This window comes from Dethiosulfovibrio russensis (assembly GCF_021568855.1).
Classification (GTDB): Bacteria; Synergistota; Synergistia; order Synergistales; family Dethiosulfovibrionaceae; genus Dethiosulfovibrio; species Dethiosulfovibrio russensis.
The window spans coordinates 175,293-199,691 of the sequence record NZ_JAKGUG010000001.1 but is presented as its reverse complement, the minus strand read 5'-3'; the positions used below and the strand labels follow the sequence as shown (position 1 = coordinate 199,691).

The 24,399-nt window shown below is 53.8% G+C and carries 24 protein-coding genes and 1 tRNA gene; 10 read left to right on the top strand and 15 right to left on the bottom strand.

Translation table 11 applies throughout. The features are described 5' to 3' along the window. Positions 1–35 precede the first annotated feature (35 nt). The 5 genes from nifU to L2W48_RS01000 all read right to left on the bottom strand — a co-directional run bounded on the left by nifU (position 36) and on the right by L2W48_RS01000 (position 7,698). A complete protein-coding gene (nifU, locus tag L2W48_RS01020; RefSeq protein ID WP_236097777.1) occupies positions 36–464 on the bottom strand; it encodes a Fe-S cluster assembly scaffold protein NifU in 429 nt (142 codons plus the stop codon). Next, positions 464–1,657: a cysteine desulfurase NifS gene (gene nifS, locus L2W48_RS01015; RefSeq protein WP_236097775.1), complete on the bottom strand. Its 1,194-nt coding sequence runs from the start codon at positions 1,655–1,657 to the stop codon at positions 464–466. The genes nifU and nifS overlap by 1 nt, the downstream gene beginning before the upstream one ends. A gap of 68 nt (positions 1,658–1,725) precedes the next feature. Continuing rightward, positions 1,726–4,860 carry a carbamoyl-phosphate synthase large subunit gene (gene carB / locus L2W48_RS01010; RefSeq protein WP_236097774.1) on the bottom strand — a complete coding sequence of 1,045 codons (3,135 nt, stop codon included), beginning with the start codon at positions 4,858–4,860 and terminating at the stop codon, positions 1,726–1,728. Between the two features lie 3 nt (positions 4,861–4,863). Next, positions 4,864–5,895 (bottom strand): carbamoyl phosphate synthase small subunit, encoded by a 1,032-nt coding sequence (locus L2W48_RS01005; protein WP_236097768.1) that lies wholly within the window; start codon positions 5,893–5,895, stop codon positions 4,864–4,866. 162 nt (positions 5,896–6,057) lie between these two features. Further along, positions 6,058–7,698: a bifunctional metallophosphatase/5'-nucleotidase gene (locus L2W48_RS01000; protein WP_236097766.1), complete on the bottom strand. Its 1,641-nt coding sequence runs from the start codon at positions 7,696–7,698 to the stop codon at positions 6,058–6,060. A 113-nt stretch (positions 7,699–7,811) separates the two neighbouring features. Between L2W48_RS01000 and L2W48_RS00995 the strand changes: the two genes are divergently transcribed. Further along, entirely contained in the window at positions 7,812–8,351 is a 540-nt protein-coding gene (locus tag L2W48_RS00995) for a DUF2179 domain-containing protein (RefSeq protein WP_236097763.1), read from the top strand. 63 nt (positions 8,352–8,414) lie between these two features. Here L2W48_RS00995 and L2W48_RS00990 read toward each other — a convergent pair whose 3' ends face one another. Next, positions 8,415–10,073 carry a dipeptidase gene (locus L2W48_RS00990; protein ID WP_236097762.1) on the bottom strand — a complete coding sequence of 553 codons (1,659 nt, stop codon included), beginning with the start codon at positions 10,071–10,073 and terminating at the stop codon, positions 8,415–8,417. A 270-nt stretch (positions 10,074–10,343) separates the two neighbouring features. Here L2W48_RS00990 and L2W48_RS00985 point away from each other — a divergent pair, with 270 nt between their 5' ends. From L2W48_RS00985 to L2W48_RS00960, 6 genes are read left to right on the top strand one after another with little or no spacing between them, the layout of a single operon-like run. After that, positions 10,344–11,021, top strand: coding sequence for a queuosine precursor transporter (locus L2W48_RS00985; protein WP_236097760.1), 678 nt, complete (start codon positions 10,344–10,346; stop codon positions 11,019–11,021). 19 nt (positions 11,022–11,040) lie between these two features. Next, the gene (locus tag L2W48_RS00980) at positions 11,041–12,675 is read left to right on the top strand and encodes an ABC transporter substrate-binding protein (protein WP_236097752.1); all 1,635 of its coding nucleotides are present in this window, start codon (positions 11,041–11,043) and stop codon (positions 12,673–12,675) included. Next, entirely contained in the window at positions 12,672–13,661 is a 990-nt protein-coding gene (locus L2W48_RS00975; RefSeq protein ID WP_236097751.1) for an ABC transporter permease, read from the top strand. Before L2W48_RS00980 ends, L2W48_RS00975 begins: the two co-directional genes overlap by 4 nt. Beyond that, positions 13,658–14,815: an ABC transporter permease gene (locus L2W48_RS00970; RefSeq protein WP_236097748.1), complete on the top strand. Its 1,158-nt coding sequence runs from the start codon at positions 13,658–13,660 to the stop codon at positions 14,813–14,815. The genes L2W48_RS00975 and L2W48_RS00970 overlap by 4 nt, the downstream gene beginning before the upstream one ends. After that, positions 14,812–15,591: an ABC transporter ATP-binding protein gene (locus tag L2W48_RS00965; protein ID WP_236097747.1), complete on the top strand. Its 780-nt coding sequence runs from the start codon at positions 14,812–14,814 to the stop codon at positions 15,589–15,591. Before L2W48_RS00970 ends, L2W48_RS00965 begins: the two co-directional genes overlap by 4 nt. Beyond that, on the top strand, positions 15,588–16,523 hold the full coding sequence (locus L2W48_RS00960) for an ABC transporter ATP-binding protein (protein ID WP_236097746.1): 936 nt from the start codon (positions 15,588–15,590) through the stop codon (positions 16,521–16,523). Before L2W48_RS00965 ends, L2W48_RS00960 begins: the two co-directional genes overlap by 4 nt. Here the strand turns inward: L2W48_RS00960 and L2W48_RS00955 are convergent. Continuing rightward, the gene (locus L2W48_RS00955) at positions 16,520–17,428 is read right to left on the bottom strand and encodes a DMT family transporter (RefSeq protein WP_236097744.1); all 909 of its coding nucleotides are present in this window, start codon (positions 17,426–17,428) and stop codon (positions 16,520–16,522) included. The genes L2W48_RS00960 and L2W48_RS00955 overlap by 4 nt on opposite strands. A gap of 139 nt (positions 17,429–17,567) precedes the next feature. On the opposite strand from L2W48_RS00955, the gene L2W48_RS00950 reads away from it, so the two are divergent. Together L2W48_RS00950 and L2W48_RS00945 are read left to right on the top strand one after the other, a co-directional pair. Continuing rightward, complete coding sequence (locus tag L2W48_RS00950; RefSeq protein WP_236097743.1) at positions 17,568–18,371, top strand: EFR1 family ferrodoxin; 804 nt, start codon at positions 17,568–17,570, stop codon at positions 18,369–18,371. A 93-nt stretch (positions 18,372–18,464) separates the two neighbouring features. Beyond that, positions 18,465–18,959, top strand: a complete 495-nt coding sequence (locus tag L2W48_RS00945) for a peptidylprolyl isomerase (RefSeq protein WP_236097742.1) — start codon at positions 18,465–18,467, stop codon at positions 18,957–18,959. A gap of 63 nt (positions 18,960–19,022) precedes the next feature. Here L2W48_RS00945 and L2W48_RS00940 read toward each other — a convergent pair. The 8 genes from L2W48_RS00940 to L2W48_RS00905 all read right to left on the bottom strand — a co-directional run bounded on the left by L2W48_RS00940 (position 19,023) and on the right by L2W48_RS00905 (position 23,567). Continuing rightward, positions 19,023–19,108: transfer RNA gene (locus tag L2W48_RS00940), tRNA-Leu, on the bottom strand. 64 nt (positions 19,109–19,172) lie between these two features. After that, positions 19,173–19,520: a 50S ribosomal protein L19 gene (gene rplS, locus L2W48_RS00935; RefSeq protein ID WP_236097740.1), complete on the bottom strand. Its 348-nt coding sequence runs from the start codon at positions 19,518–19,520 to the stop codon at positions 19,173–19,175. A gap of 34 nt (positions 19,521–19,554) precedes the next feature. After that, the gene (gene trmD, locus L2W48_RS00930) at positions 19,555–20,709 is read right to left on the bottom strand and encodes a tRNA (guanosine(37)-N1)-methyltransferase TrmD (RefSeq protein ID WP_236097739.1); all 1,155 of its coding nucleotides are present in this window, start codon (positions 20,707–20,709) and stop codon (positions 19,555–19,557) included. Further along, positions 20,706–21,239, bottom strand: a complete 534-nt coding sequence (gene rimM, locus L2W48_RS00925; RefSeq protein ID WP_236097735.1) for a ribosome maturation factor RimM — start codon at positions 21,237–21,239, stop codon at positions 20,706–20,708. The genes trmD and rimM overlap by 4 nt, the downstream gene beginning before the upstream one ends. A gap of 2 nt (positions 21,240–21,241) precedes the next feature. Next, complete coding sequence (locus L2W48_RS00920; RefSeq protein WP_236097733.1) at positions 21,242–21,487, bottom strand: KH domain-containing protein; 246 nt, start codon at positions 21,485–21,487, stop codon at positions 21,242–21,244. Positions 21,488–21,489: 2 nt separating this feature from the next. Further along, positions 21,490–21,765 carry a 30S ribosomal protein S16 gene (gene rpsP, locus L2W48_RS00915; protein WP_236097732.1) on the bottom strand — a complete coding sequence of 92 codons (276 nt, stop codon included), beginning with the start codon at positions 21,763–21,765 and terminating at the stop codon, positions 21,490–21,492. A gap of 74 nt (positions 21,766–21,839) precedes the next feature. Then, a complete protein-coding gene (ffh, locus tag L2W48_RS00910; RefSeq protein ID WP_236098028.1) occupies positions 21,840–23,192 on the bottom strand; it encodes a signal recognition particle protein in 1,353 nt (450 codons plus the stop codon). Between the two features lie 24 nt (positions 23,193–23,216). Continuing rightward, entirely contained in the window at positions 23,217–23,567 is a 351-nt protein-coding gene (locus L2W48_RS00905; RefSeq protein ID WP_236097730.1) for a sigma factor-like helix-turn-helix DNA-binding protein, read from the bottom strand. 157 nt (positions 23,568–23,724) lie between these two features. Here L2W48_RS00905 and L2W48_RS00900 point away from each other — a divergent pair, with 157 nt between their 5' ends. Further along, a complete protein-coding gene (locus L2W48_RS00900; protein WP_236097729.1) occupies positions 23,725–24,390 on the top strand; it encodes a lactate utilization protein in 666 nt (221 codons plus the stop codon). The last annotated feature ends 9 nt before the right edge of the window (positions 24,391–24,399 follow it).

Genomic DNA, 24,399 nt, shown 5'->3' with positions numbered 1-24,399 from the left:
AGGAGGGGGTCCCCTCCTCCTCTTTTTATAGCCCTCTATCGGTTGCCGTGATCGTGGGCAAGCTGATTCTGGTTTCTCTCGGGAAGCAGTGGACGCCCTTTTTTGCCCAGGTAATCGTTGAGAGCCTTTGTTATGGCTTCCTCGGCCAGCACAGAACAGTGCATCTTGACCGGAGGCAAGCCGTCCAACGCCTGAGCCACTGCTTTGTTGGTGAGCTCGGCGGCCTCCCGAACGGATTTGCCCTTTATCATCTCGGTAGCCATGCTGGAGGAAGCTATGGCGGAGGCACATCCAAAGGTCTTAAACCTGACGTCGATTATGACGTCATCCTCTATCCTGAGATATATCTTCATTATGTCGCCACATTTGGCGTTACCTACCTCTCCGACCCCGTCGGGATTCTCAATCTCCCCGACGTTTCTCGGATTTCTGAAATGATCCATCACGATCTCGCTGTACAGCATCACAGGACCTCCCGTCGGGCCACGTAGTCGTCCCAAAGAGGAGACATCGCCCTTCTCCTCTCCACGATGTAGGGCAAGACCTCCAGGACTCGAGACACGTCGTCGTCGGAGCTGGACCGCCCCAGAGTCAACCTGACAGAGCCGTGGGCCATCTCGTGAGACAGGCCTATGGCCATTAGGACGTGAGACGGATCGAGAGAGGCGGACGCGCATGCGCTTCCGGTAGAGACGGCTATCCCGGCATCGTCCAGGTCCAACAGAAGGGTCTCTCCCTCAATTCCGACGAAGCTGAAGTTGGCGTTGTTGGGCAAACGTCTGTCTCCCACGGGACCGTTGAGCCTGGCATGAGGTATGGTGGACATGACTCCATCGATGAGACGATCACGAAGTTTGCAGATCTCTAGGGAATCGAACTCCATTTCCTCCGAGGCCAAGGAGGCGGCCTTTCCCATACCGACTATCGATGCTACGTTCTCCGTACCTGCCCGTCTAGATCTCTCCTGACCTCCACCGTGTATGAGATTCTCCAATCGTATCCCCTTTTTCACGTAAAGGGCCCCGACACCTTTGGGGCCGTAGAATTTATGGGCCGCCATGGAAAGCATATCTATCCCCATAGACTTCACGTCTATAGGCACGTGAGCCGCGGCCTGAACCGCATCGGTATGAAACAGTACACCTCTGTCCCTACAGACCTCTACGATCGCCTCTACGTCCTGAATGGTGCCTATTTCGTTGTTGGCGAACGCGACCGAGACCAACAGGGTGTCGTCTCTTATGGCCTCCTTCAACTTATCGATGGGGACGAATCCCTCCGAATCTACGGGAAGGTAAGTAACCCGAAAACCCATCCTCTCCAGAAATTCCATGGAATGGAGCACCGCATGGTGTTCGGTCTCGGTGGTTATCAGGTGTCGTTTATCTTTGCCAGCCTGAGAGAAAGCCAACCCCTTAAGGGCCCAGTTATCCGCCTCCGAACCGCCGCCGGTGAAGAAAATCTCCTCAGACAACGCTCCTATGAGGTCAGCCACCGCTTCTCTGGCTTCCTCTATAGCTCGTCTGTTACCATTGGAGTAGCTATAAAGCGACGAAGGGTTTTCAAAGGAAATCGAGTGGTAGGACATCATGGCCGACACGACCTCCGGTCTGACAAAGGTGGTGGCGGCATAATCCATATATACTTTGCCGTTCATGGCATCGCCTCCTGAAGATAGACGTAAAGTCCACTGTATTGCGATGTCAGACTAGCATATCCTACCAACTACGTCAAGTTTAACGCCATCGCCACAGCCGACGCCGCCTCCAGCGAGAAAAGACAGGGCGTCGACGTTTCCATGGCATTTCTCCTTATCCCTGCTCCCTCTTTAATAGCGCCAAGATCGGGCCCCGGAATGTTTACTATCAGATCCCATCGTCCATCGTTCAAGGAAGCCGACAGTCCATCCTCTTTAACGACAGAACGGCAGTCCACCCCCCATCTGGAGAGGAAGGAAGCGGTCCCAGGAGTTCCCTCCACCTCCCATCCCTTGGATTCGAAAAGAGCCGCAATGGCGCAGGCCTCCGCCTTTTTGCCGTCGTCCACGGAGAAGAGGACTCTGCCTTTACGGGGGACGGACCACCCGGCACCGACCCAGGCCTCTCTCAGGGCCTCGCTTAAAGACTCGCCCAATCCCAGAGACTCCCCGGTAGAGCTCATCCTCGGGCCGGGTCTCACCTCTGCCCCTGGGATCTTCTCTGTTGAGAAAACCGGAACCTTGACCCCCATCGGTCCTCGATGACGATGAATTCCGGGAACGACGAAAGATGAAAGGGGCTCTCCCAAACCCACGCCTACCGCTATATCCACCAAGGGCAATCCCGTGAGCTTCGCCGCTATGGGAACAGTTCGGCTTGCCCTGGGGTTGGCCTCTATGACCCACAGTCGACCACCGTGAAGAACCATTTGAACGTTCAAAAGTCCTTTTACGTTCATCGCTTTCCCGAGAGATTCACAGATATTCGCTATCTCCAAACGCATCTCTTCGTTCAAGGAGATATCGGGAAACACCGCCATGGAATCCCCCGAGTGGATGCCGGCCGGATCCAGATGCTCGAAAATACCCGGCACGAACACGTCTTCGCCGTCACAGATTACGTCCACCTCGAATTCCTTGCCTGTGAGGAATCGATCTATCAAAACTTCCTGATCGGCATCGACGGAAAAAGCCCTTTCCAGGACCCCCCCCAAGTCCTGAGGACGGTAGACCACTCTCATGGCCGCCCCTCCTATGACGAAGCTGGGACGAACCATGAGAGGATAGCCGATGTCATCGCCGCAGGTCATCCCCTCCTTCACGTCTCGTATTGCAATTCCTTTAGGATAGGGAATGGACAGCCTGTCTAGCAAGGATACGAAAGCACCTCTATCCTCGGCCTGAACCACCGTATCGCCTGAGATTCCTATAAGCTCATTACCTCTGGCCTCCAGATCCAGCCCTACCTTCAGCGAAGTCTGCCCGCCGAAGGAAGCGAATACAGAGGAGATCCCCTCCCTATCGAGCAACGCTTCGACGTCCTCGGCAGTCAATGGCTCTACGTAGAGTCCGTCGGAGATATCGTGATCGGTGCTCACCGTCTCGGGGTTATCGTTCACCATAATCGCCCGGATCCCCCGCCGTCTAAGGGCCTCAACAGCCTTCACGCAACAGTAATCGAACTCGACCCCCTGCCCTATCCTTATGGAACCGGAACCGAGGACCGCCACAGATCTGCCTGAAGGGGCGGAAAAGACATCTCCTTCGGCGGAGTAGCTACCGTACCAGAAACCGGACCCGGCGGGGAACTCTCCGGCGCAACCGTCGACCTCACGATATCCCGGAACGATCCCCATCGTCCTCCGAAGATCCCTGACATCTCCCTCTTCTACTCCGGCCCAGTAGGCGACGGCCCTGTCGGAAAACCCCATGGACTTGGCCTTTCTCAAGACGAATTCGTCCAGCCGCCCTCCAGAGGAGATGGCTCTTTCCATGGATACGATCTCCTCGAGAAAATTCAAAAAGCAAGGAGCGATAGAGGACCTCCGTGCCAAACGATCCGTCGAATAGCCTCTTCTGAAAAGCTCCATGGAGGAAAGCATCGCTCTGTCGGTAGGGATCGTCAGATCTCCCTGTAACTCTTCGTCGGACAGACATGCCCCGTCGACGGAGGAACGCCAGGGCTCGGTTCCCAAGGATCTCATGGCTTTCATCCAAGCCTCGGAGAAGCTAAGCCCCATCTCCAGGACCTCTCCGGTAGCCTTCATCTTGGTCCCTAGGGATCGGTCCTTCGTGTCGAAGGTATCGAAGGGAAAACGTGGAACCTTTACCACAACGTAGTCCAGTGCCGGTTCTGTCATAGCGCTCCCCGTGCCGGTCACAGGGTTTGGCATCTCACTCAAGGAACGCCCCAGGGCGATTTTCGCGGCTATCCTGGCGATGGGATATCCCGTCGCCTTGCTGGCCAGGGCACTGGATCTACTGGCCCTCGGGTTGACCTCTATGACGACGTATTCATCTCCATCGGGAGCTAATCCGAACTGAACGTTACAGGCTCCCCTTACGTCAAGGGAATCCACGATCCTGAGGGCCGAATAGCGCAGGGTCTGCCAGATCCTGTCGCTAAGAGACAGGACCGGGGATACCACGACCGAATCTCCGGTATGCACCCCCATGGGATCGACGTTCTCCATACCACAGACTGCCAGGGAATTTCCCGATCCGTCCCGAACGACCTCTACCTCTATCTCCCGCCATCCCTTAAGATACCTCTCCACCAGGACCTTGGATACCGGAGACGCCTTAAGTCCCTCCACGACTATCCTTTTCAACGAAGGCTCGTCCCATGCCACTCCTCCGCCGGTTCCTCCCAAGGTAAAATCGGGCCTTACCACCATGGGAAAGGGCGTATCTTCCGCGAAGGCCAGGGCCTCTTCCACCGATCCCACGTAGGCGCTTTCCACCACCGGCTCCCCTATGGAGCTAACACAGTCTCTAAAGGACTCCCGTCCCTCCGCCTTCAGGATGGACGTCACAGAGGTACCCAACACTCTCACACCGTAACGGTCCCAGAGGCCCATATCCTGACAACTCACACAGAGGTTCAGGCCGGTCTGTCCTCCCAAGGTAGCGACAACGCCGTAGATCTTATGAGCCGTGAGAATTTCCTCCACCGACTCCACCGTAAGAGGACGTAGATAGACCATGTCGGCCAAAGACGTATCGGTCTGGATGGTGGCGGGATTGCTGTTCAGCAGGATCGTGCCGTATCCCTCCTCCTTCAGAGCTCGACAGGCCTGACTCCCGGAATAATCGAACTCGGCGGCCTGTCCTATCCTTATGGGTCCCGAACCTATAACCAGTATTTTCTCGATAAGGTCCATCGATCAAATCCTCCTCAGGGTGTCTACGAAGTCGTCGAATATCCAGAGTCCATCCAGAGGCCCGGCCCCCGCCTCCGGATGGAACTGTACCCCGGAAATGCGGAGAGCGGGATCGGAGATTCCCTCCACGGTTCCATCGGAAAGATGACGGAAGGAAATGTCCAGACCTGTATCTTTCAAACTGGACTCATCTATGGCGTAACCATGATTCTGGCTGGTCACCATGGCTCTGCCGGTATGAAGATCCAAAACCGGGTGATTTCCTCCCCTGTGTCCGTAGGGCAGCCTGACGGTCTCGGCACCGCAGGCCAAAGCCAATATCTGACAACCGAGACAGATACCTAGGATAGGAATTTTTCCCAACAGCTCTCTCACAACGCCTATCTCTTCGGACAAAAGGGATGGATCGCCGGGGCCGTTGCTGAGCAGGACTCCGTTGAAATCCCCATCAAGTACGAGACGAGGGGCGGCTGAATGAGGCAAAAGGGTCACGGAACACCCTCTGTCGACCAAACGCCTGACTATATCCATCTTCGTGCCGTAGTCGATCAAGGCCACGGAGAGGGTACCGGCTCCATAATTTCGCACCGCCGAAGAGGAGACTTCAGAAACGAGGCCCGCCCCCAAAGTATCGACGACAGGGGGCTCTCCCGTCTTGGATATTCTGGCCATCGGAGTGTCTATTTCCCTCAACTTCAAGACCAAAGACCTACAGTCTAGCCCGGTTATAATGGGAACACCCCATTCGGCCAACCATTTTTCCAAAGTCCCCTCCGTATCCTGAAGTCTCTGGACGACCACGGCCTTAACCCAAGGTCTGGAACTCTGAAAATCCACTTGATCCAGTCCGTATATTCCTATACAGGGGAAGGCGAACACCAAAATCTGACCGTGATAGGAAGGATCTGTGATGGACTGAGAGTATCCCGGATAGGCGGTGGTGAATACGAGCTCCCCCTCGATATCGACTCCATCGATCGTCGAAAGGCAACTCTTCGAAGCTCCATCTGACAGACTTAAAGCGACCTGATACATAGGCACCTCCACAAAACTAAGGTTTCTTAAAAAACCAAGCTATGATTTTAAGTTCAGAACATCCTACAACAGGACGCAAAAAAAAGCAAGTGCGCCATCGATGGCACACCTGCTTAAAGACCAAAGCTACTTCAGAAAACCCTTAAACCTAAAATCTTAACTTCATTTTTTCACCACAATGCGCCCGTCCTTGGATTTTTCCACTATCCCCGCGGTGTGTCTTATGGTCTCAGCCAAAACGTCCGAGTCGGTAACGTAGGATTCGACGGCTTTTTTACGAGCAAAGGGATAATATTTATCCCCTCCCCCTCCGGTCCAGGAATAGGTGGCGACGGTGTATATTTTGTCATCTTCAATAGGGAAAACTTCCCCTGCCCTCTCTATCTCCATGGATAGCACCCGGGCTCCCGGACGAAGCAACTTGGAATCGTTGTCTATCAGTGCAGGGGCCTTGGTGAGATCGAGGACCACCTTCAGACCGGAAATCTGTAGAAACGCTCCGCTAGGGGCTCTCACAGCCGGATCGTATTCATCGCCCGTTCCCTTGAGAGCCGAGGCGGATATTTCCATCACTTCCCGCAGCTCCGCTCCGGTGAAGGAAAAGGTTTGCATAGTATTACCCCAAGGGAAGATCTCCATTATCGTGTTGTAGGATATCTCTCCGGCAGGAAATACCCTGTCTCCTCTGATCCCTCCACCGTTCACGAATGCCACGTCTGTTCCGGCCTTCCGACGAAGTCCGTCGGCCAGATAGTCTCCCAATGCGGATTCTCGCCCTCTAACCACCAGTTTGGTGGCATCCATATCGGAAACGAAAGTTCCGACCTTTTTGCTAAGATTCTTCTTTAGTTCATCTCCGTAAGGCTTTATAGCAATCTCTATATCCTGGGCCTTGGGAACAGACTGGCGCATCTCGATCAGCTTCCAACTCGATTTTTCTGTATCGAGTTTTCCTTCCTTGACCGTTACCGTCATAGAACCGACGTATCTCGCCATGGCACCGGCCTGTCCTATCATGGTTTTCCATCCGTCAGGACCTTCCACTACCTCAGGAGATTCCATAACGGTATGACTGTGTCCTCCTAAGATGGCATGTATTCCCGAAACGGATTCGGCCAATTTTCTATCGGAATCGATTCCCACGTGAGTTAAAGCTACAATTACATCACATCCCCGTTCTCGAAGGTCCTCAACGCATTTTTCGGAAACGGCGATCAGATCCTGACCAGCCGCTATATCCGGACCGGGAGTGGTGAGGGAAGCCAATTCAGTACAAAGCAGGCCAAAAAAACCTACCTTAACACCGTTTTCCAGAGTGATAGTCCAGGTGGACGACAACTCGCAGTCGTCTCTGGATGTCTCCAGATTGGCACATATCAAAGGGAAGGAGGCGGTCCGGACGAACTGGCCGAACACATCGGCTCCCAGATCGAATTCGTGATTGCCAGGAATCCCCACGTCTACCGGTATAGCATCTATCCCTGCCAACTCAGCTTTTCCGTGAAAGAAGAAGAAAAGCGGACCTTCAACCGTATCACCCATCTGAGCCACGACAACGTTCCCGGGAGATTGAGATTTTATCTCCCTTATAACCGAGGCTATTCTGGCTATTCCTCCAACGTCTTCCTTGACCTTTTCGCCGTCAACCTTTACCGTGGCTTCGTAGGAGAATATCTTCCCGTGCATATCGTTGAAACCCACTATAGTGGCGGTTCCATCCTTACCCCAAGATGGCATGGAAAAGGCCATTATCGCCATCAGGACAAAAAATAGCTTCCCAACTCGGACGGTGCATCTTTTCATATAAAAGACCTCCCGAAAATGTATTTACGCAGGCTGAAATGCCTCCGTATCGAAGCTTTATCTCACGACTAAGCATAGCACAGGGAAACCCAAAAAAGACACTAGAAAGGACCGTGATTTCATTGATCGACACCGCTCTTCTGCTCAGCATGACAATGATATTCTTAGCCAGAGTAACCGACGTTAGCCTCGGCACGTTCAGAATTTTACAGTTGGTGAGAGGACATAAGATAGCCGCCACCATGATAGGCTTCTTCGAGATCATGATATATATGGCGGTGCTGAGTCACATACTTGGAGGCGGTCGCACCCTCAAGACCATGGAACTACTGGCCTACTGCACGGGATACGCCTTCGGAAACTATGTAGGGGCCTTTATGGAGGACAAGTTCATGAAAGGCTACACGATGCTGGAGGCGATGGCGCCATGTAGCGACGAGACATTGAAAGTCGTAGACGACCTCAGAGACAGAGGTTTCGGCACTACGATGATAAGAGGTGAGGGGAAGAACGGCCCCAGATATATAATCAAGATAATATGCAACAGAAAGGACATCCCGGAGATAACCAGAATGATCAAGCACCTGGCCTTCGTAACAGTTTTCGACGTAAAAAGCTGTTTAGGTGGCTATTTCAGGATGAAGAGAAAATGACGACAGGAGAAAGGGCTGAAGAGTCCCTCCTCCTCTCGTCTAGAGCTCAATAAAAAACAATTTTTACTTAGGATCGGAGGGATTGGACGTGGATCCGAATCCAACGTCCTTCAACCACCAGGTAGGATAGCCAGCTCCTTCCTGGGAACCTTCGTCGGTCATTACGTAACCGTCGCTGTATTTACCGACCAACTCGTCTCCGAGCACCCACCACCTGGCCTCCACTTCCTCCATGGCTTCTTCGGTATAGTCGGTCACCATGGAGACGGCCTTGGAGGGATCCTTACCGTAGACTTTGGCCGCCTCGTCCCTGAGTTTGGGCACTTCGGCAAGGAAACGGCTTTCGAACTTCTCCTGCTCGGCCGCAATATCCACGATCATGTAGTTCCACTTGATCGTGGCCCAGTTGGACACGAAGTTGAAGGCCCACCAGGCGCTGTTGCGATCCATCTTGTGACGCATACCGGTCGCCCAGCTCTCGGGAACCTCGGTCACGCCGCAAAACACAGGCACGTAGACCGTGGTGAGAGGCTGATCCAAACCGAACCATAGCACCCCTCCCACCGGATCGGGAAGATCGCTCCAGGATTGGGCTACGTGACTGTAGGAGCAACGGAAAATGCTGATGTTCCTCTCCCAGTAGGTGTGCTCGGTTCCCTCGGGCTTCTGATCCCTGTTTGGCCTGTAGAGCACGGGACACTCGAAGGGGCCTCCGGCCTTGGTTTTGGCAAGATCATAGGGGGTTCCTTGATAATGATCTCTGTTTATGGTCATAAGATCCTCGGCGGAAACTTTTCTGTCCGGCTTGACCGAAAGGGGGTACTGGGCCCCGGTGGACTTGAGCTCCAGTGAAGGCGCCATCAGATCAAGCACCCTCCACTCCCTGCGGCTACACACAGGAGAATAAGCGTAGTCCTCAGCTGGCATGTAGGCCTTGTTGAAGAGGAACTCCTCCCCTTCCTTCCACCATCCCATCTCCTTGGCAAAGGTCTTGACGTTGGAGGAGTACATGTAGTTCTCGTCGTCATCGAAGTCGACTCTGCCTATTCTGGAACGGTTGGCGATTACACTGACCTCGTCGTCTGGAATCCTGGCTGCTACCCACACGGCACCGGACTTACCGCTGTCGGAGGTCCAGAGAGGGCCCGGTCCGGCGATCTCGAAAAGCCAAACCTCGTCTCCGTCGGCTATACAGAGTCCCTCGCCAGCGTCTCCGTAACCGTATTTCTCGGCAAGAGAGCCCATGACAGTTATGGCTTCCCTGGCGGTCTTGGCTCTCTGGAGCGCAAAGACCTCCAGCATCTCGATCATCATCCAGCCGTTGTCGCAGTAGAGCTCCTCGCGACCACCCCAGGTGGCCTCGCCTATCATGAGTTTATGCTCGTTCATGAAGGGATATCCCACGTTGAAGTAGGTGTAGGTCTCCTCGACCTGAGGTATCTCGCCTACTTTGTTCAGAGGTTTGATAGGTATCGTCTGATAACATAGGTTTTTGTAAACCGGAGCGGTGGCTCCATTATCCCATTTACGACCGGGGATTATCTGAAGCCTATGATCGTACCATCCATCGGCCGTGTGACTGACCATGGTGGATCCATCCACGGTGGCCTTCTTTCCCGCCATCATAGCGGTACATCCGAAGGCGGATCCTACGAGAACTGCCGAAACAGCCAAAGCCCCTGCGGCAACTCCCGCCCTCTTGAAAACGTTTCTCACGGACATAAAAACACCCTCCCGAACAAAAATACCCGCCAAGAACGCGACGGGGTCGATACTTGGATACCACGCATTCACCGTGAAAAATTTTAACGAGCAGGACCGTTTAGGTCAATTATTTGTATAGAACTGTTCCTATATGTAGGGATTTTGTAACATAACGTTCGTTTTTATGTTTCTAAGCAATATCAAGGACATACCGAGAAGAGACCGTATCGTCTTTATGGGTTAAAATGAGCGACATAATTCGAATCGACGACAGGGAGGAATCTTTACGTGTCAAACGAAATTTTATGGTTCGCCATGATGCTTCTGAACTTCGGATGCATAATGGCCATCTACAGACTTTGGGGAAAACAGGGCTTGCTGTGCTGGATTCCGGTATCGGTCATATTGGCCAACATTCAGGTAGTCAAGATGGTATCCCTTTTCGGTATAACATCGACCCTTGGCAACATAGTCTATGCATCGGCCTTTTTGGTCACCGACATCTTGTCGGAAAACCACGGCAAGGAGGACGCCAAACAGGCGGTCTACATCGGATTCTTCTCCTTGATAGCAATGACGGTAATAATGAACCTGGCCCTGTGGTTCAACCCTCATCCGGACGATTTCGCCCAAGGGGCACTGGAGACGATATTCAAGCTGATGCCCAGACTCGCTCTGGCCTCGTTTATGGCCTACGGAGCCTCCCAGCTCCACGACGTATGGGCTTTCCACTGGTGGAAAGAACGCACTGGAGGCCGTCTACTGTGGCTCAGGAACAACCTTTCCACCATGGTCTCCCAGGCGCTGGACAGCGTCATATTTACACTGGTGGCATTCTATGGGACGGTCCCGACAGGGGTTCTGGGAGAGATCGTCCTATCCACCTATGTGTTGAAATTCATAGTCGCAGCCTGCGATACTCCCTTCGTCTACTGGGCCAGAAAAATCGGAGGGGAAAGAAAGTAGAGAAAGGAGGACGCAAGTCTTGAAAAAAAGATGCCTTTTAGTCCTTATAATTGCCGCAACGGTGCTGCCCCAAATCGCCAACGCCTCTGTCGATCCGGATAAAATCCAGGGACCATCGATAGACGAACTCTACATGGTGGTGATCAAGGACCCCGACGCCAGGGCTCTGGCCTTGGAGAAAGGTGAAGTCGACCTGGTAGGAGACATAGCCAGCCCTGCGATAATAGACAGGCTCTCAAAAGCCGACGACAGGATCTCGATGTCCATGGCCAAAAGCTTTCACGCTTTGTCTATGGGGATGAACCTCCGAAGAAATCCATGGAACAGGGTCGAGCTTCGACGGGCTATAAACACGATCATTCCCAGAGGAAGGTTGGTACGAGAGCTCTTCGGAGGTTTTTCCGAGCCGCTGTATTCATACCTACCTCCTGTGTCTCCCTATCACGACCCCGAGATATCCCAACCGAAATACGATAGGGAGAAAGCCAGAGAGATGCTTAGGGCATCCGGTTGGAGCTGGAACGACGAAGGGGTGTTAATACCCCCCGAATCCTCAGAGCCTCTGAAGCCAGTATCCATACTATCCCCCACGGCAAACTCGGCTCCCACCACGGCGGAACTGGCATCCCGCATAGCCGACGAAATGACCGCTCTGGGTATACCTACGAAGGCGGAACCGATGGACTTCTCCACCATGCTGGCGAGGCTCGACGCCAGAAACTTCGACTGCTACATCATGGCATGGAGTTTGACCAGGGATCCCGACGTTCTCTACTCTCTGTATCACTCGTCGATGGACGTCCCAGGAGGATACAATCTCCCCGGCGTCCGATCTTCCATTCTGGACGAAGCTCTCGAAAGGCTGCGCTACGCACCAGATGAGGAATCAGCTATGGCGGCAGCTCACCAATCCCAGAAACTCCTTTCCGACCTGGTACCGGTCGTTCCCATATACAGTCGTTCGTCTGTAGGAGCCGTAGGCAAGGGGTGGTCCGGAACTGTCGCTACCGCCGCAACCTCGGTAAACTCCATATGGACCCTTCTGTCGGCCCACAGAGACGGACACGATCGGTTCAAGATGGCCCTGGAGGACGATCCCAGAGCCCTCAACCCCTTCACATCCTCCAGTGCCACGGCGTGGAAGGTCCTGGGGTTGATATACGACTCCCTCATTGAGGTAGATCCTACGACTCTGGGAGACCGACCGGGATTAGCCAAGTCCTGGAAGGTCGAGACTGTAACGATCGACGGCGGCGAGGTGACCAGGATAACCTTCAAATTGAAGGAAGGGCTCCTCTGGCAGGACGGCTCGCCTCTGACCTCCTCCGATCCGGCGGAGACTATCCGATATATCGCGGAAAACGAGATTCCACGGTTCTTCGACAATGTATCGGATCTTATGGCGGTGGAGACCCCGAACGAATCGACCTTGACTGTTACGATGGACTCGATCAGCTACTGGCACTTTCACCATATAGCGGGACTTCCGGTTCTCCCTGCTAAAGTTCTGAGAAAGATAGACGACTGGAAAAGCTGGCAGCCAATGGAGGACGGGGGACTCATCGGCTCGGGGCCCTTCATTCTAAAGGACTACAGGCCCGGTGAGTTCGTTAGATTCTCTTCGAACGAACATTACAGGAGGTACCGCCGTTGAGTCCATCAGTCGGCGAAGGATATTGGATCAGGAGACTTGCGGGGGCCGCAGCGATAATGCTGGCGGTCCTCGCCCTGAACTTTCTCCTGTTCAGGATTATGCCGGGCGATCCTGTATCGTCCATCGTCGACCCCGGCTTTTCACCCGAGGCCAAGGATAAATTGAAGGAATTGTACGGTCTGGATCGTCCTCTGTGGAGTCAATTTCTGACCTACGCTAAAAGAACCCTGACGTTGGACTTCGGGATTTCCTTCATATCGAGAAAGCCGGTGTGGGGGGAAATCGCCTCCAGGCTTCCCAACACGATAGCGCTCATGGGAATCGCCGTTCTAGGTTCCGCCGCATCTGGAATATGGCTGGGGGTAAAGGCCGCGACGAGAAAAGGCAGATGGACGGAGAAACTGGTCCTATGGGGGAGCGCACTGTCCTTTTCCTTTCCCTCCTTTTTCGTACAGATGGTGCTCTTGATGGCCCTGGCCTACGGCCTTCCTCTATTTCCCCTCAGAGGATCGGTGTCGGTTCCACCGCCGACGGAGCCCCTCCAGATTCTGATCGATTACCTCTGGCACCTCGTCCTTCCCGCCGGTTCCCTCATTCTCCTGGGATTCGGGGGATGGGCTCTATACGCCAGGAACCTGATGGTTCGGGTTTTAGAGGAGGACTTCATCCTGATGGCCAAAGCGAGAGGGCTGTCCGAAAAGAGGATAATATGGCGACACGCCTTCCGATCCATACTGCCGCCGATCCTGACGATACTTCTGATGTCCATGCCATCACTGGTATCAGGGGCGGTGATAACCGAAGCGGTGTTCTCCCTTCACGGCATAGGAGCCTTCCTGCTGCAATCGGTGATCGGACACGATTACCCCTCCGCCGGTGCCGCTTTCTACCTGCTGTCTTTGATTACGGTGGGTTCCAACCTCTTGGCCGACGCCGCATATGAACTGGTGGATCCCAGGGTAAGGCTGGGGAGGACCATTAAATGAACATCAAGATAACTGGAAGATGGAGCCTCTGGGCTCTGGCGGGATTGTCGATCATGGGATTTTTAGGACCTACAGTGATGAACCTATCGGTGGACTCCGTAGCCCCACCCTTCTCGAAACCTCTATGGATAGACGGAGATCTTCCGCCCAGCATGACGTTGGATATCGATGGAAAAAGATCGGGACAGATAGAATGGGCTAGTCAACCCCCGGGAGGATTCAGATTATCCGGCACGGTTGTCCTGCCGGATAAGTGTTCCGGAGAAATCATATGGGAAACCCCCGAGAGCCCATTAAAACTGATCGACCTGTCAGGAGGAAAAAACGAGATCGACCTGGACGACCGAGACATGTCGTTCAAGTTGAACCTGGGCATGTCCCCCTTCGACGATCCGATGGAGCATCTGTTTCCGAGAGAGGGGGCGTATCGAGCCGAGATCACAGGAGCCCCAATCTCCTCCGATCTGACCCTCCACCTCCCTGGAGAGAGATGGGGACTTTTAGGCACAGATCAAAGGGGAAGGGACGTTTTTCTGCTGTTCCTTCTCGGCATCAAGGTGTCCCTCGTGGTAGGACTGGCCACCACGGCCATAGCCTCGATCCTTGGTTTGACGGTGGGGATGATCAGCGGATACAGGGGAGGCTGGATAGACGGGGCTATCATGAGGGTAGTCGACCTATTCATGGCCATACCGACCCTTCCTATACTCATGGTACTCGCTTCCCTGTGGGGAAAGGGCTTGATACAGATGATCGTCATACTCTCTCTGTTTTCATGGATGGGCACGGCCCGTACGGTCAGGGCCCAGGTTTTGTCGTTGAGGGAATCTCCCTTCGTGGAGGGGCTGAGAGCTCTAGGAGCTCCGACGGGCTATATACTGAGAAGACATATACTGCCGGAGACGATGCCTATAATGGCCGCAAACGTAGCCCTAGGGGTCCCGGGCGCCATATTGGCCGAGGCGGGGTTATCCTTTCTGGGGCTTTCCGATCCCCGTGTGATCTCATGGGGAAGGATGCTCCACGAGGCCCACAGCTTCGGAGCCTTTTCCGCCGGAGCATGGTGGCTCCTCCTGCCTCCCGGGCTCGGCATAGTCCTAGTCTGTCTTATATTCCTGGATTTCGGAAAAATATCCGAGGAGGGTTCGCCATGATGGTAAACCTATCCAACCTCAGCGTCAGATACCCCAATTCACCTCCGTCCTCCCCTCCTGCCCTGGACGACGTGTCTCTATCCCTCAGGATGGGGGAGATACTGGGGTTGGTAGGAGAATCGGGAAGCGGGAAAAGCACCCTTTTGATGGCCATATTGAGGCTCCTGCCGAAAGGGACCTTCGTTAAAGGGACCATCACATCGGAGGGACAGGACCTGCTTTCACTGGACGAGGAGGAAATGCGTCTTTTCAGATGGGACAGGATCTCCTTGGTCCCTCAGGGAGCGATGAACGGTTTCACACCGGTATTGACTGTGGGATATCAGATCGCCGAGGTCCTGCTGGAGCACTCGGACATACCTATCGGCGAATCCTCGAAGGAAGTCCGAAGGCTGCTGTCCGAGGTGGGGCTACCTGAAGACGCCTACGAGAGATACCCTCACGAGCTGTCGGGAGGGCAAAAACAGAGGGCGGCCATAGCTACGGCCCTGGCCTGTGCTCCTTATTTCCTCCTGGCGGACGAACCGACCACGGCTCTGGACGTCATAACCCAGGCAGAAGTGATATCGCTTCTGAGAAGAGCCGTCAAGAAGAGAAACATGGGCATGGTACTGGTGACCCACGATATAGCCCTGGCATCGTCGATATGTGACTCAATAGCGGTCTTACGTCACGGGAAACTGGTAGACCACGGAACGGTCGAGGAAATCCTGAGCCATCCCACCGACGAACACACGAAATCCCTTTTGAGAGCTCAGGAGGAGATGGAACGATGAAAGACGTTATATTGGAGACCGACGAACTTGAGGTCGTCTACCGAGGCAGGGATAAATCGGTGAGAGCTCTCAGACCACTCTCCATAAAATTGGGACGGGGAGAGTCTCTGGCCGTAGTCGGAGAGTCGGGGTGCGGAAAGACCACCTTGGTGAGGGCCATCCTGGGACTCCAGCCTCCGTCCTCCGGAGCGATCTCTCTATTCGGAGAAGACATCTCCGAACTGGACAAAAAGGGGACAATCGCCGTCAGGAGAAGGTGCGGGTTCATTCCTCAAGACGTATATGGAGGACTTCCGCCGGGCCTCTCCGCCCTGGATACAGTCAGAGAGCCCTGGGATCTTCTTCACCCTAAAAACGACAAAGAAGCCGGTAAAAAATACGCCGTCGAACTGATGGAGCGGCTGGGACTGAACTCGAAAAACCTGGGGAACCGAAAGGTTAAAAAAGGGCTGTCAGGAGGACAGAGACAGAGAATAGCGGTAGCTAGAGCCCTAATCAACAACCCGGAACTGCTTCTGGCCGACGAACCTACCAGCATGCAGGACATATCCACGAGAGACAAAGTCATAAGGTTACTCCGAGAAAGGGTGGACCGCGGTATGTCTCTGATCTTCGTCACCCACGACCTCCTCCTGGCACGATCCATAGCCCAGAAGACAGCGATTTTTTTCGGAGGATCGCTATGCGAGACGGGGAATTCCGACGATATCGTATCCGAGCAGATCCATCCCTACACCAAGGCGCTTTACGGAGCCATGCCGAGTTTGAACGAGAAGATGGTGCTGCGGACGTCGAAGGACAGGACCCCATCCCCCAGCGGCTGTCCGTTTAGAAAAGGCTGCCCTGAAGCCATGTACGTCTGCGAGAAGACCCCTCCTATGAAGGACATGGGGAATGGCAGGATGGTTGCCTGCTGGAGGACGGGAAACTAGAGGCTTATGGCCACGGAGCCCGCTATGATCAAAAACACACCGAGGATCTGAGAGGGAGACAGCCTCTCGGAGAAGAGCAACCTGCCCCATATGGTGGCTATCAGAGGGCTGGTGGCCGCTATGGGACTTACCAAAGAGGCAGGAGCAAGCATCATCGCCCTGGTGATGAAAAAACCACCTACCGAGAGGGCCAAAGCTCCGGCTATCACCAAAGCTACCCAACTTTTGGAATCTGTCCTGAAGAGATCGGGGCGATCGGCCTTCTCCATGGAGAGATATCGACACCCCCACCATCCCCAGGCAATGGGGAGGAAGAAGATCGCCCTCCACAGATTTAGGGCCGCCGGCCCAAGATCGCTTTCCAGAACCGCCCACCTGGTCACGACCAGGCTTCCACCCCAGAGGAATGCGGCTCCTAAAGAGGCTAAAACCCCCTTGAAGATGGCCCCCGATCCCCCCTCCTGTCCTACGGAACGGCTTCGAAGAAGGACGAGTCCGACTATGACGGCGACTGTGGCGGAAATGGCCGTCAAGGTAACCGACTCCCCCAGTAGAAGCACCGATATGACCGTCACGAAGAGAGGGTAGCTACAGGTCACGGCGGTGGCCTTTCCAACCCCTACCGCGTCGATACCTATGAAAAAGAGCAGATCCCCTGCTACGTTGGCCAGAAGCACCGCCAGCCCCAGCCCCACCAAGACGACCCAGCCAGCGCCTCCCATGGAACTTTCTCCGGCGAGCCGATATATTATCAGAGAACTGGCTAGAAACCCGAAAGACCTTATGGCGTTCATCTTTTCCATCAGGACCTTGCCCATTCCAAGCTTATATATAACCGGAACGGTCCCCCAACACAGGGACGCTCCCAAGGCGAAAAACACCCCGGCACTATCCATCAAATCCATCTCCGTTTCGTATCCGAATTCCGATCATTATACCCCATAAGCAGAACTGTATTTCAGCTATAAAATCCACAGATCATGTACTAATATATCGATAGATCCTAAGGCTAAATCACCGTAGATATTTGAGAGGAGGAGTTAGATGAACCTCATGTACGTCTACTCGGGGACGGGAAACACGCTTCACCTGGCGAAAAGGCTTTCGGAGAGGATAGGTGAACACGAGATACACAATATGGTGGGACTGATGGGTAAAGACGTCCACGCCGACGGAGACACAGTAGGCATATTCTATCCGGTACACGCCTTCGGGGCACCTGCCGTGGTACACCGCTTTCTATCCCGCCTATCGGTAAAACCGTCCAGCTGGGTATACCTCGTATTGGACAGCGCCGGAACGCCGCTGGGAGCCGCGGCACAGTGCCGCAGGATATTGGAGAAGAGAGGGATAAGGCTGGACGCCTCCTTTTCCGTAAAGATGCCGGGGAACTACCCGCCTCTCTCCAACCCGCCGTCGGGAGAAAAGCTGAGGCGTCTGGCCCAAAAAGGTGACGTTTCCATGGACAAAGTCATCGAGGCCGTATTGACGAGAAAGGATTCCCGATCTCCGAATAAACTGTTAGGTATTCTGTCCGACTTCATCAATTCCGGAGCCCTCAGAGCGGCCCCCAAAGGGGACTCGAAGTTCTTCTCAACGGACGAATGCACAGGATGTGGAATCTGCGCTTCTGTATGCCCCGTAAACAACGTGAAGATTGTCGACGGTCGTCCCTCCTGGCTTGGAAACTGCACCGGATGTCTATCCTGTTTTCATTGGTGCCCATCCAAGGCCATACAGTACAACCGGGGATCGTCCCTCCGCAGAAACAGATACGGACATCCATCGATCTCGCTGAGAATGTACCTGGATTGGTGCTCTCTGGACAGAGAGGAAGACGAAAAATAATCGAACCTGTTTCTGGACTGTAGGATAGGCATAGGGCATAATACTTCCGGACCGGATAAACAAGGCCAATCAAGACGACGGAGGAGATAGTTTATGGTAAAACTGGAGACCAACAGGGGAGATATCGTCCTGGAATTGAACGAGGAACTGGCACCTAAGACCACCGAAAACTTTCTAAGGTACGTTAAGAAGGGATTCTACGACGGTACGATCTTCCATCGGGTTATAGACGGCTTCATGATCCAGGGAGGCGGCTTCGACGAGACGATGAGCCAGAAGGAAACAGGAGACCCCGTCGAGAACGAAGCCGATAACGGGCTGAAAAACGAAGCTTACACCATCGCGATGGCCAGGACCCAGGATCCTCACTCGGCTACGGCCCAGTTCTTCATAAACGTAAAGGACAACGACTTTCTCAATCACAGCGCTCCTACCGCTCGTGGTTGGGGCTATGCGGTTTTTGGGAAGGTAACGGAGGGCAAGGAGATCGTGGACGCCATCAAAGCGGTAAAGACCGGTGGATTCGGACCGCACCAGGACGTTCCAATCGAGCCAGTGGTGATCTCGAAAGCCTATATTCTTGAGTAAAAATCCGAGAGAACACATACAAGAAAAGGCCGGAAGCTTAAGCTTCCGGCCTTGCTTTTTTAGTGGTGCGGAGGGGGAGACTCGAACTCCCACAGGCTATGCCCACAAGATCCTTAGTCTTGCGCGTCTACCAGTTCCGCCACCCCCGCGTTAGGACAGTGCGTATTATACAGAGGCCCAAGCGGTCAGTCAAGCCCCTATCGCAAAAGAAGTTTAGATCCTGCGCTCTCTGATTCTCGCGGACTTACCGCTTCTCTGTCTCAAGTAGTAAAGCTTGGCCCTACGTACCCTGCCGAGACGTTTGACCTCTATTTTCTCCACGCTGGGACAATGAAGAGGGAAAATTCTCTCGACGCCCACTCCACTGGAGACCTTACGGACCGTGAAAGTCTCACTGAGACCACCGTGTTTTCTGGCAATCACCACTCCCTCGAACATCTGGATACGCTCTCTGCTTCCCTCTCTGACCCGAACGTGAACCTTGACGGTGTCGCCGGAGCGAAACTGGGGGACATCCTGCCTAATGAACTTTTGCTCTATTAGATTAATTCTGGGATCCATATGCATAACCCTCCCTGTCGTGTACATATAAGATTTATCGCCATCCGAAGAAGCGATCTAATACAACCGAAATGGCGTTCTGTACCGGAAGAGCGGATCGAGACCGATCATCTCCCGCGACAGGACGCATAGTTACATCGCAATCCTTATCGTCTCCTCCGGCCATGAATATCACCGGCCTGGAGACCTCGAGGATCTCCCTTTTGATTTCAAGCCAGGAAAGACCCATCGAGTTAGAGCTATTGACCCCTACTACATAGGGAATTGCCTTCTCCTTATCGGAGACCCATCGCAAAGCCTTCGCCACCGAGGGGAAAAGCTTTACCAGGGCCCCGAGATCCTCGCTCAGGACCAAAGATCGCACCGAGTCCCGTGTATCCCTGTCCTCTACTGGGAGCAGCAATCTGGAGACACCGTAAAAGCTGCAGGCTCTAGCTATCGAACGAATTTCCCAAGGAGACGATACTTCCGATAAAGGAAGCATGAGGAACGCATTTTTATCCATATACCCCAAAAGACCGGAACGGCTCAAAAGATCCGGACGTCTCTCGAGGGTTCTACGAACTGCCTCTCTACGACGCCAGTCCTCTATAGCCCCATCGTTACCGGACAGCAGGACGTCTGGGACGTCCTGCCCTCTCCAGCTCGACGGTCTAGTGAAATGAGGGGTATCTAGCATACCTTTGAAAAAGGAATCCTCCTCTACGGATCGTCCCTTTCCAACCACTCCGGGAACCAAGCGAGAGACCGCGTCGATTATCACCATGGCAGGCAATTCCCCTCCTGTGAGGACATAATCACCTACCGATAGCTCAAGATCGACCCGGGACGACACGAACCTCTCGTCTATCCCCTCGTAATGGCCGCAGACTATGACGACGTCCCCTTTGGAGAACAGGGTCTCCACTGTTTCCTGGGTAAGAGAAACCCCCTGGGGACTGGGATAGACCACGTAGGGATCACCTTGCAACCCCTCCAAAGCCAGAGTTAAGGGCTCGGCCATCAGGACCATTCCTCCCTTACCTCCGAAGGAATAATCGTCTATCTTGCTGTAGGATCCCTCTCCGTAATCGCGGAGATCCACCACATCAACTTCGAGGAGACCTCTCTCGACGGCACGACCGACGATGCTGGTCTCGAAAAAGGCACGGAAGAACTCGGGGAAAGCGGTTATCACCGTTACTTTCATAGATCTCTAAGACCCTCAATGTTCTTTACCTTGAGGACCCCAGAAGCGATATCCACGGAAGAGACGTACACTCCTACAGCGGGGATCATCATGTCTCGTCCATCCGGGCGTTTAACCGTATAGACGTCCGATCCCCCGGTAACCATGACATCGCACAGAGTACCTATAGTCTCGCCCGATCCTTCGTCGATTACGGATAGACCGATGAGATCGTCTATCCAGTACTCGCCTTCAGGCAGATCCCTGCGTTGGTCCTTGGAGACCTTTACCAACATGCCTCTCAGAGCTTCCGCCTCGTCTCTGTCCCGTATTTTCGGGGAGGTAATCATAACCTCGCCCTTATCCGGTCTGAATCTAACCGAGGATATAGGGACGGTCTTGATGAACCGCCCGTTGCCGTCGTACAGATCCAACTCATCCATGGATTCGAAACGATCGGGAAAATCGGTAAGAGGGAAAACCTTAAACTCACCCTTGACCCCGTGAGGAGCTATTATTTTTCCTACTTCAACGAGGTCGTCGCCCTTCACCGTTAATCCTCCCTAACGTCCACGTCGACCCGCTCGCTGGACTTGACGGCAGCGGCCCGTACTACCTGACGAATAGCGTTGATGGTTGCCCCCCTACGACCGATCATACGACCTATATCGTCGGAATCGACTTCCACCAGAACCTTCACGGTGCCATCCTCCACCGTCTGAGATGACACCTGAACCATCTCGGGTTTCGTGACCAAGGCCCGAGCGACATACTCGACCAGGGCACCGTAATCAGGCACGACTACTCCGCCTTGCCTTTGCTCTCGACGAACTTCTCCCAAACTCCAGTCTTCTTGAGAAGTCCTCTGGCCGTATCGGAAGGGATAGCTCCCTGCTGAAGCCATTTGACCGCCTTGTCGCCGTCGATGGTTATCTCCGATGGTTCGGTCATAGGATTGTAGGTACCAAGCTGCTCGATGAAACGACCGTCTCTGGGACTTCTGGAGTCCGCTACCACCAAACGATAGAAAGGAGCCTTTTTACGCCCGTGACGGGCGAGACGAATACGTACTGCCATGTCTAGAAACACCTCCTGATATAGATACGTCATAGAACCGGGTAACCGGTTTCATGCCTCGTGAGTGACTTTATTTAATTGAAGAGACCGCCGAACCCCTTGAGCTTCGGCATCTGAAACTTCTTTCGTCCCTTCCCCTTGCCCATTTTCTTCCAAAGATCGTTCATCTGACTCTGTTGCTTCAAGAGTTGGTTCACCATCTGAACGGTAGTTCCCGATCCCTGGGCTATTCTTCGCCTTCGGCTTCCCTTGATCACCGCAGGACTTCTACGTTCCTCCGGCGTCATGGACTGGATTATGGCCTTCATCCTGGCGATTCTACGGGGGTCCATCTCCCCGTCCTTCAGTTCCTTTATCTTGTCGGCTCCCGGGATCATCTCCATAACCTTATCCAGAGGGCCCATCTTCTCGATCTGCTCGAATTGAGCCAGAAGATCGTCGAAGTCCAGTTTGTTCTTCTTTAGAGACGAGGAAAGTCTCTTGACGTCCTCCTCGCTGGTGGCCTGCTCTATCTTCTCCACCAATCCTACGACGTCTCCCATACCCATTATGCGTTCCGCCATACGTTTAGCGTCGAAGACCTCCAGGGCGTCTATTCCCTCTCCGACACCGGCGAACTTGATGGGCACTCCGGTAGTAGCAAGAACGGCCAAAGCCGCTCCTCCTCTTGCGTCGCCGTCGACCTTGCTGAGAACTACTCCGCTAAGGTCCATCCTACTGTGGAAAGCCTCCGATACCGATACGGCCTCCTGCCCGGTCATGGCATCCACGACCAGAAGAATCTCGTGAGGGGCTATCCTGGCCTTCATAGCGTCCAGCTCTGCCATCATCTCATCGTCCACCGTCAAACGACCGGCGGTATCGAAGAGAATAACGTCCATCAATCTATCTCTGGCATAACACAACGCTCCGTCTATCACGTTGAGGACGTCCGACTCCCCTTTTTCCGGACCGTAAAATCCTACTCCGGCGGACTCGGCTAGGACCCTGAGCTGATCGACCGCAGCGGGTCGCCGAAGGTCACATGCCACGACAAGTGGTTTATGTCCCTTACTCAGTCGTTTGGCTAACTTCACGGTGCTGGTGGTCTTACCTCCACCCTGAAGTCCTACCATCATCATCAAGGTCGGAGGTTTAGGCGATATGGTCAAAGGTTTGGGCTCGGAGCCCATGAGATCCATCAGTTCCTCGTAGACAACCGCCACTACCTGCTGTCCCGGGGTAATGGAATCCAGGACGGACCTCTCCATAGCCCTTCGACGGATGTTATCGACCAGTCCCTTGACGACCTTGTAGTTGACGTCCGCCTCCAAGAGAGCTCTACGGACTTCCCGAAGGGCTTCCTGTACGTCTCCCTCGGTCAGCTTACCTTTTCCCTTGAGTTTACCAAAAACGCCGTCAAGCCTTTCCTTCAGGGCGTCGAACACGGTCAAATCTCTCCCTTCGCCGCTCTAATCAACTTCGGAGAGGATCGCCCGAATCTCAGAGATGAAATCCGAGGGCAGACGGTCCTTTTCCAAATCGATCAAACTCAGCACATCGGCGTAGACTCTATCCCAAGCCGCCGATCTTTCGAAAAATCCCAAGATATTCTCCAGTTCTTCCAGACGGTCTCTAGCCCTCTGTAGCTGATCCGATATACCCTGACGACTTATCCCCAGCTCGTCGGAGATCTCCGAGAGAGACAGATCCTGAAGATCGTGCATCTCGTATATCCGCCTCTGCTTCTCGGTGAGAACCGGGCCGTAAAGATCGTAAAGACCTGCTATATAGAATCTTCTGTCAAGCTTATCGGCACCCACGGCAACCCCTCCCGACGAGACGTCATAGTATAGAACGGCCTCCGGAAAGTGTCAAGCTATAGACCTTGACACCTCCTACGAGACTGGACTTTTACTTGAAACTCTGCCATTATCGTCAGAGATGAGACTAAACCAGATATTTGGGAGGTATGGATTCATGAGCGAAAAACAGGCATCCGCTTTCGACGACATCCGGACAGAGTGGAAAAATCGTCTGGGAACTACGATCGTCAAAGCTCTGGAGGGACGCGGCTATGGAGCCGCATACGTAAGCACTAAGGAAGAAGCGCTGAAAGCGGTGCTTAAACTCATCCCCGAGGGCGCATCCGTAGGGGTGCCTGGTACCGTAACCATAAGGGAGATAGGAGCCTTTGAGGCCTTAGAGAAAAAGGGACACACGGTGCACCATCACTGGGATCCTTCTTTGACCGCCGAGGGGAAAAAACAGAAACTAAAGGACGAGCTGTCAAGCGATGTATTTCTTACCAGCACAAACGCCGTGACCATAGACGGGAAGATGGTGAACATCGATGGCACCGGCAACAGGCTGGCCGGCATGTGCTGGACCGGAGGAAAGATAATCTACGTCGTGGGGATAAACAAGGTCTGCAAAGACGTTGAATCGGCCATGCAAAGGGTAAGAGACGTAGCCACTCCGATGAACGCCATCAGACTCGGATTGGACGTTCCCTGTGCCAAGCTGGGGTATCACATAGGTTGCCCCGTTCCCAAAACGGTATGTAGGGCTCTACTGATAATGGAAAACCCGACCATGGGACGGGAATCCCACGTCATCCTGGTAGGCGAAGACCTTGGATATTAGGGCAGGAGG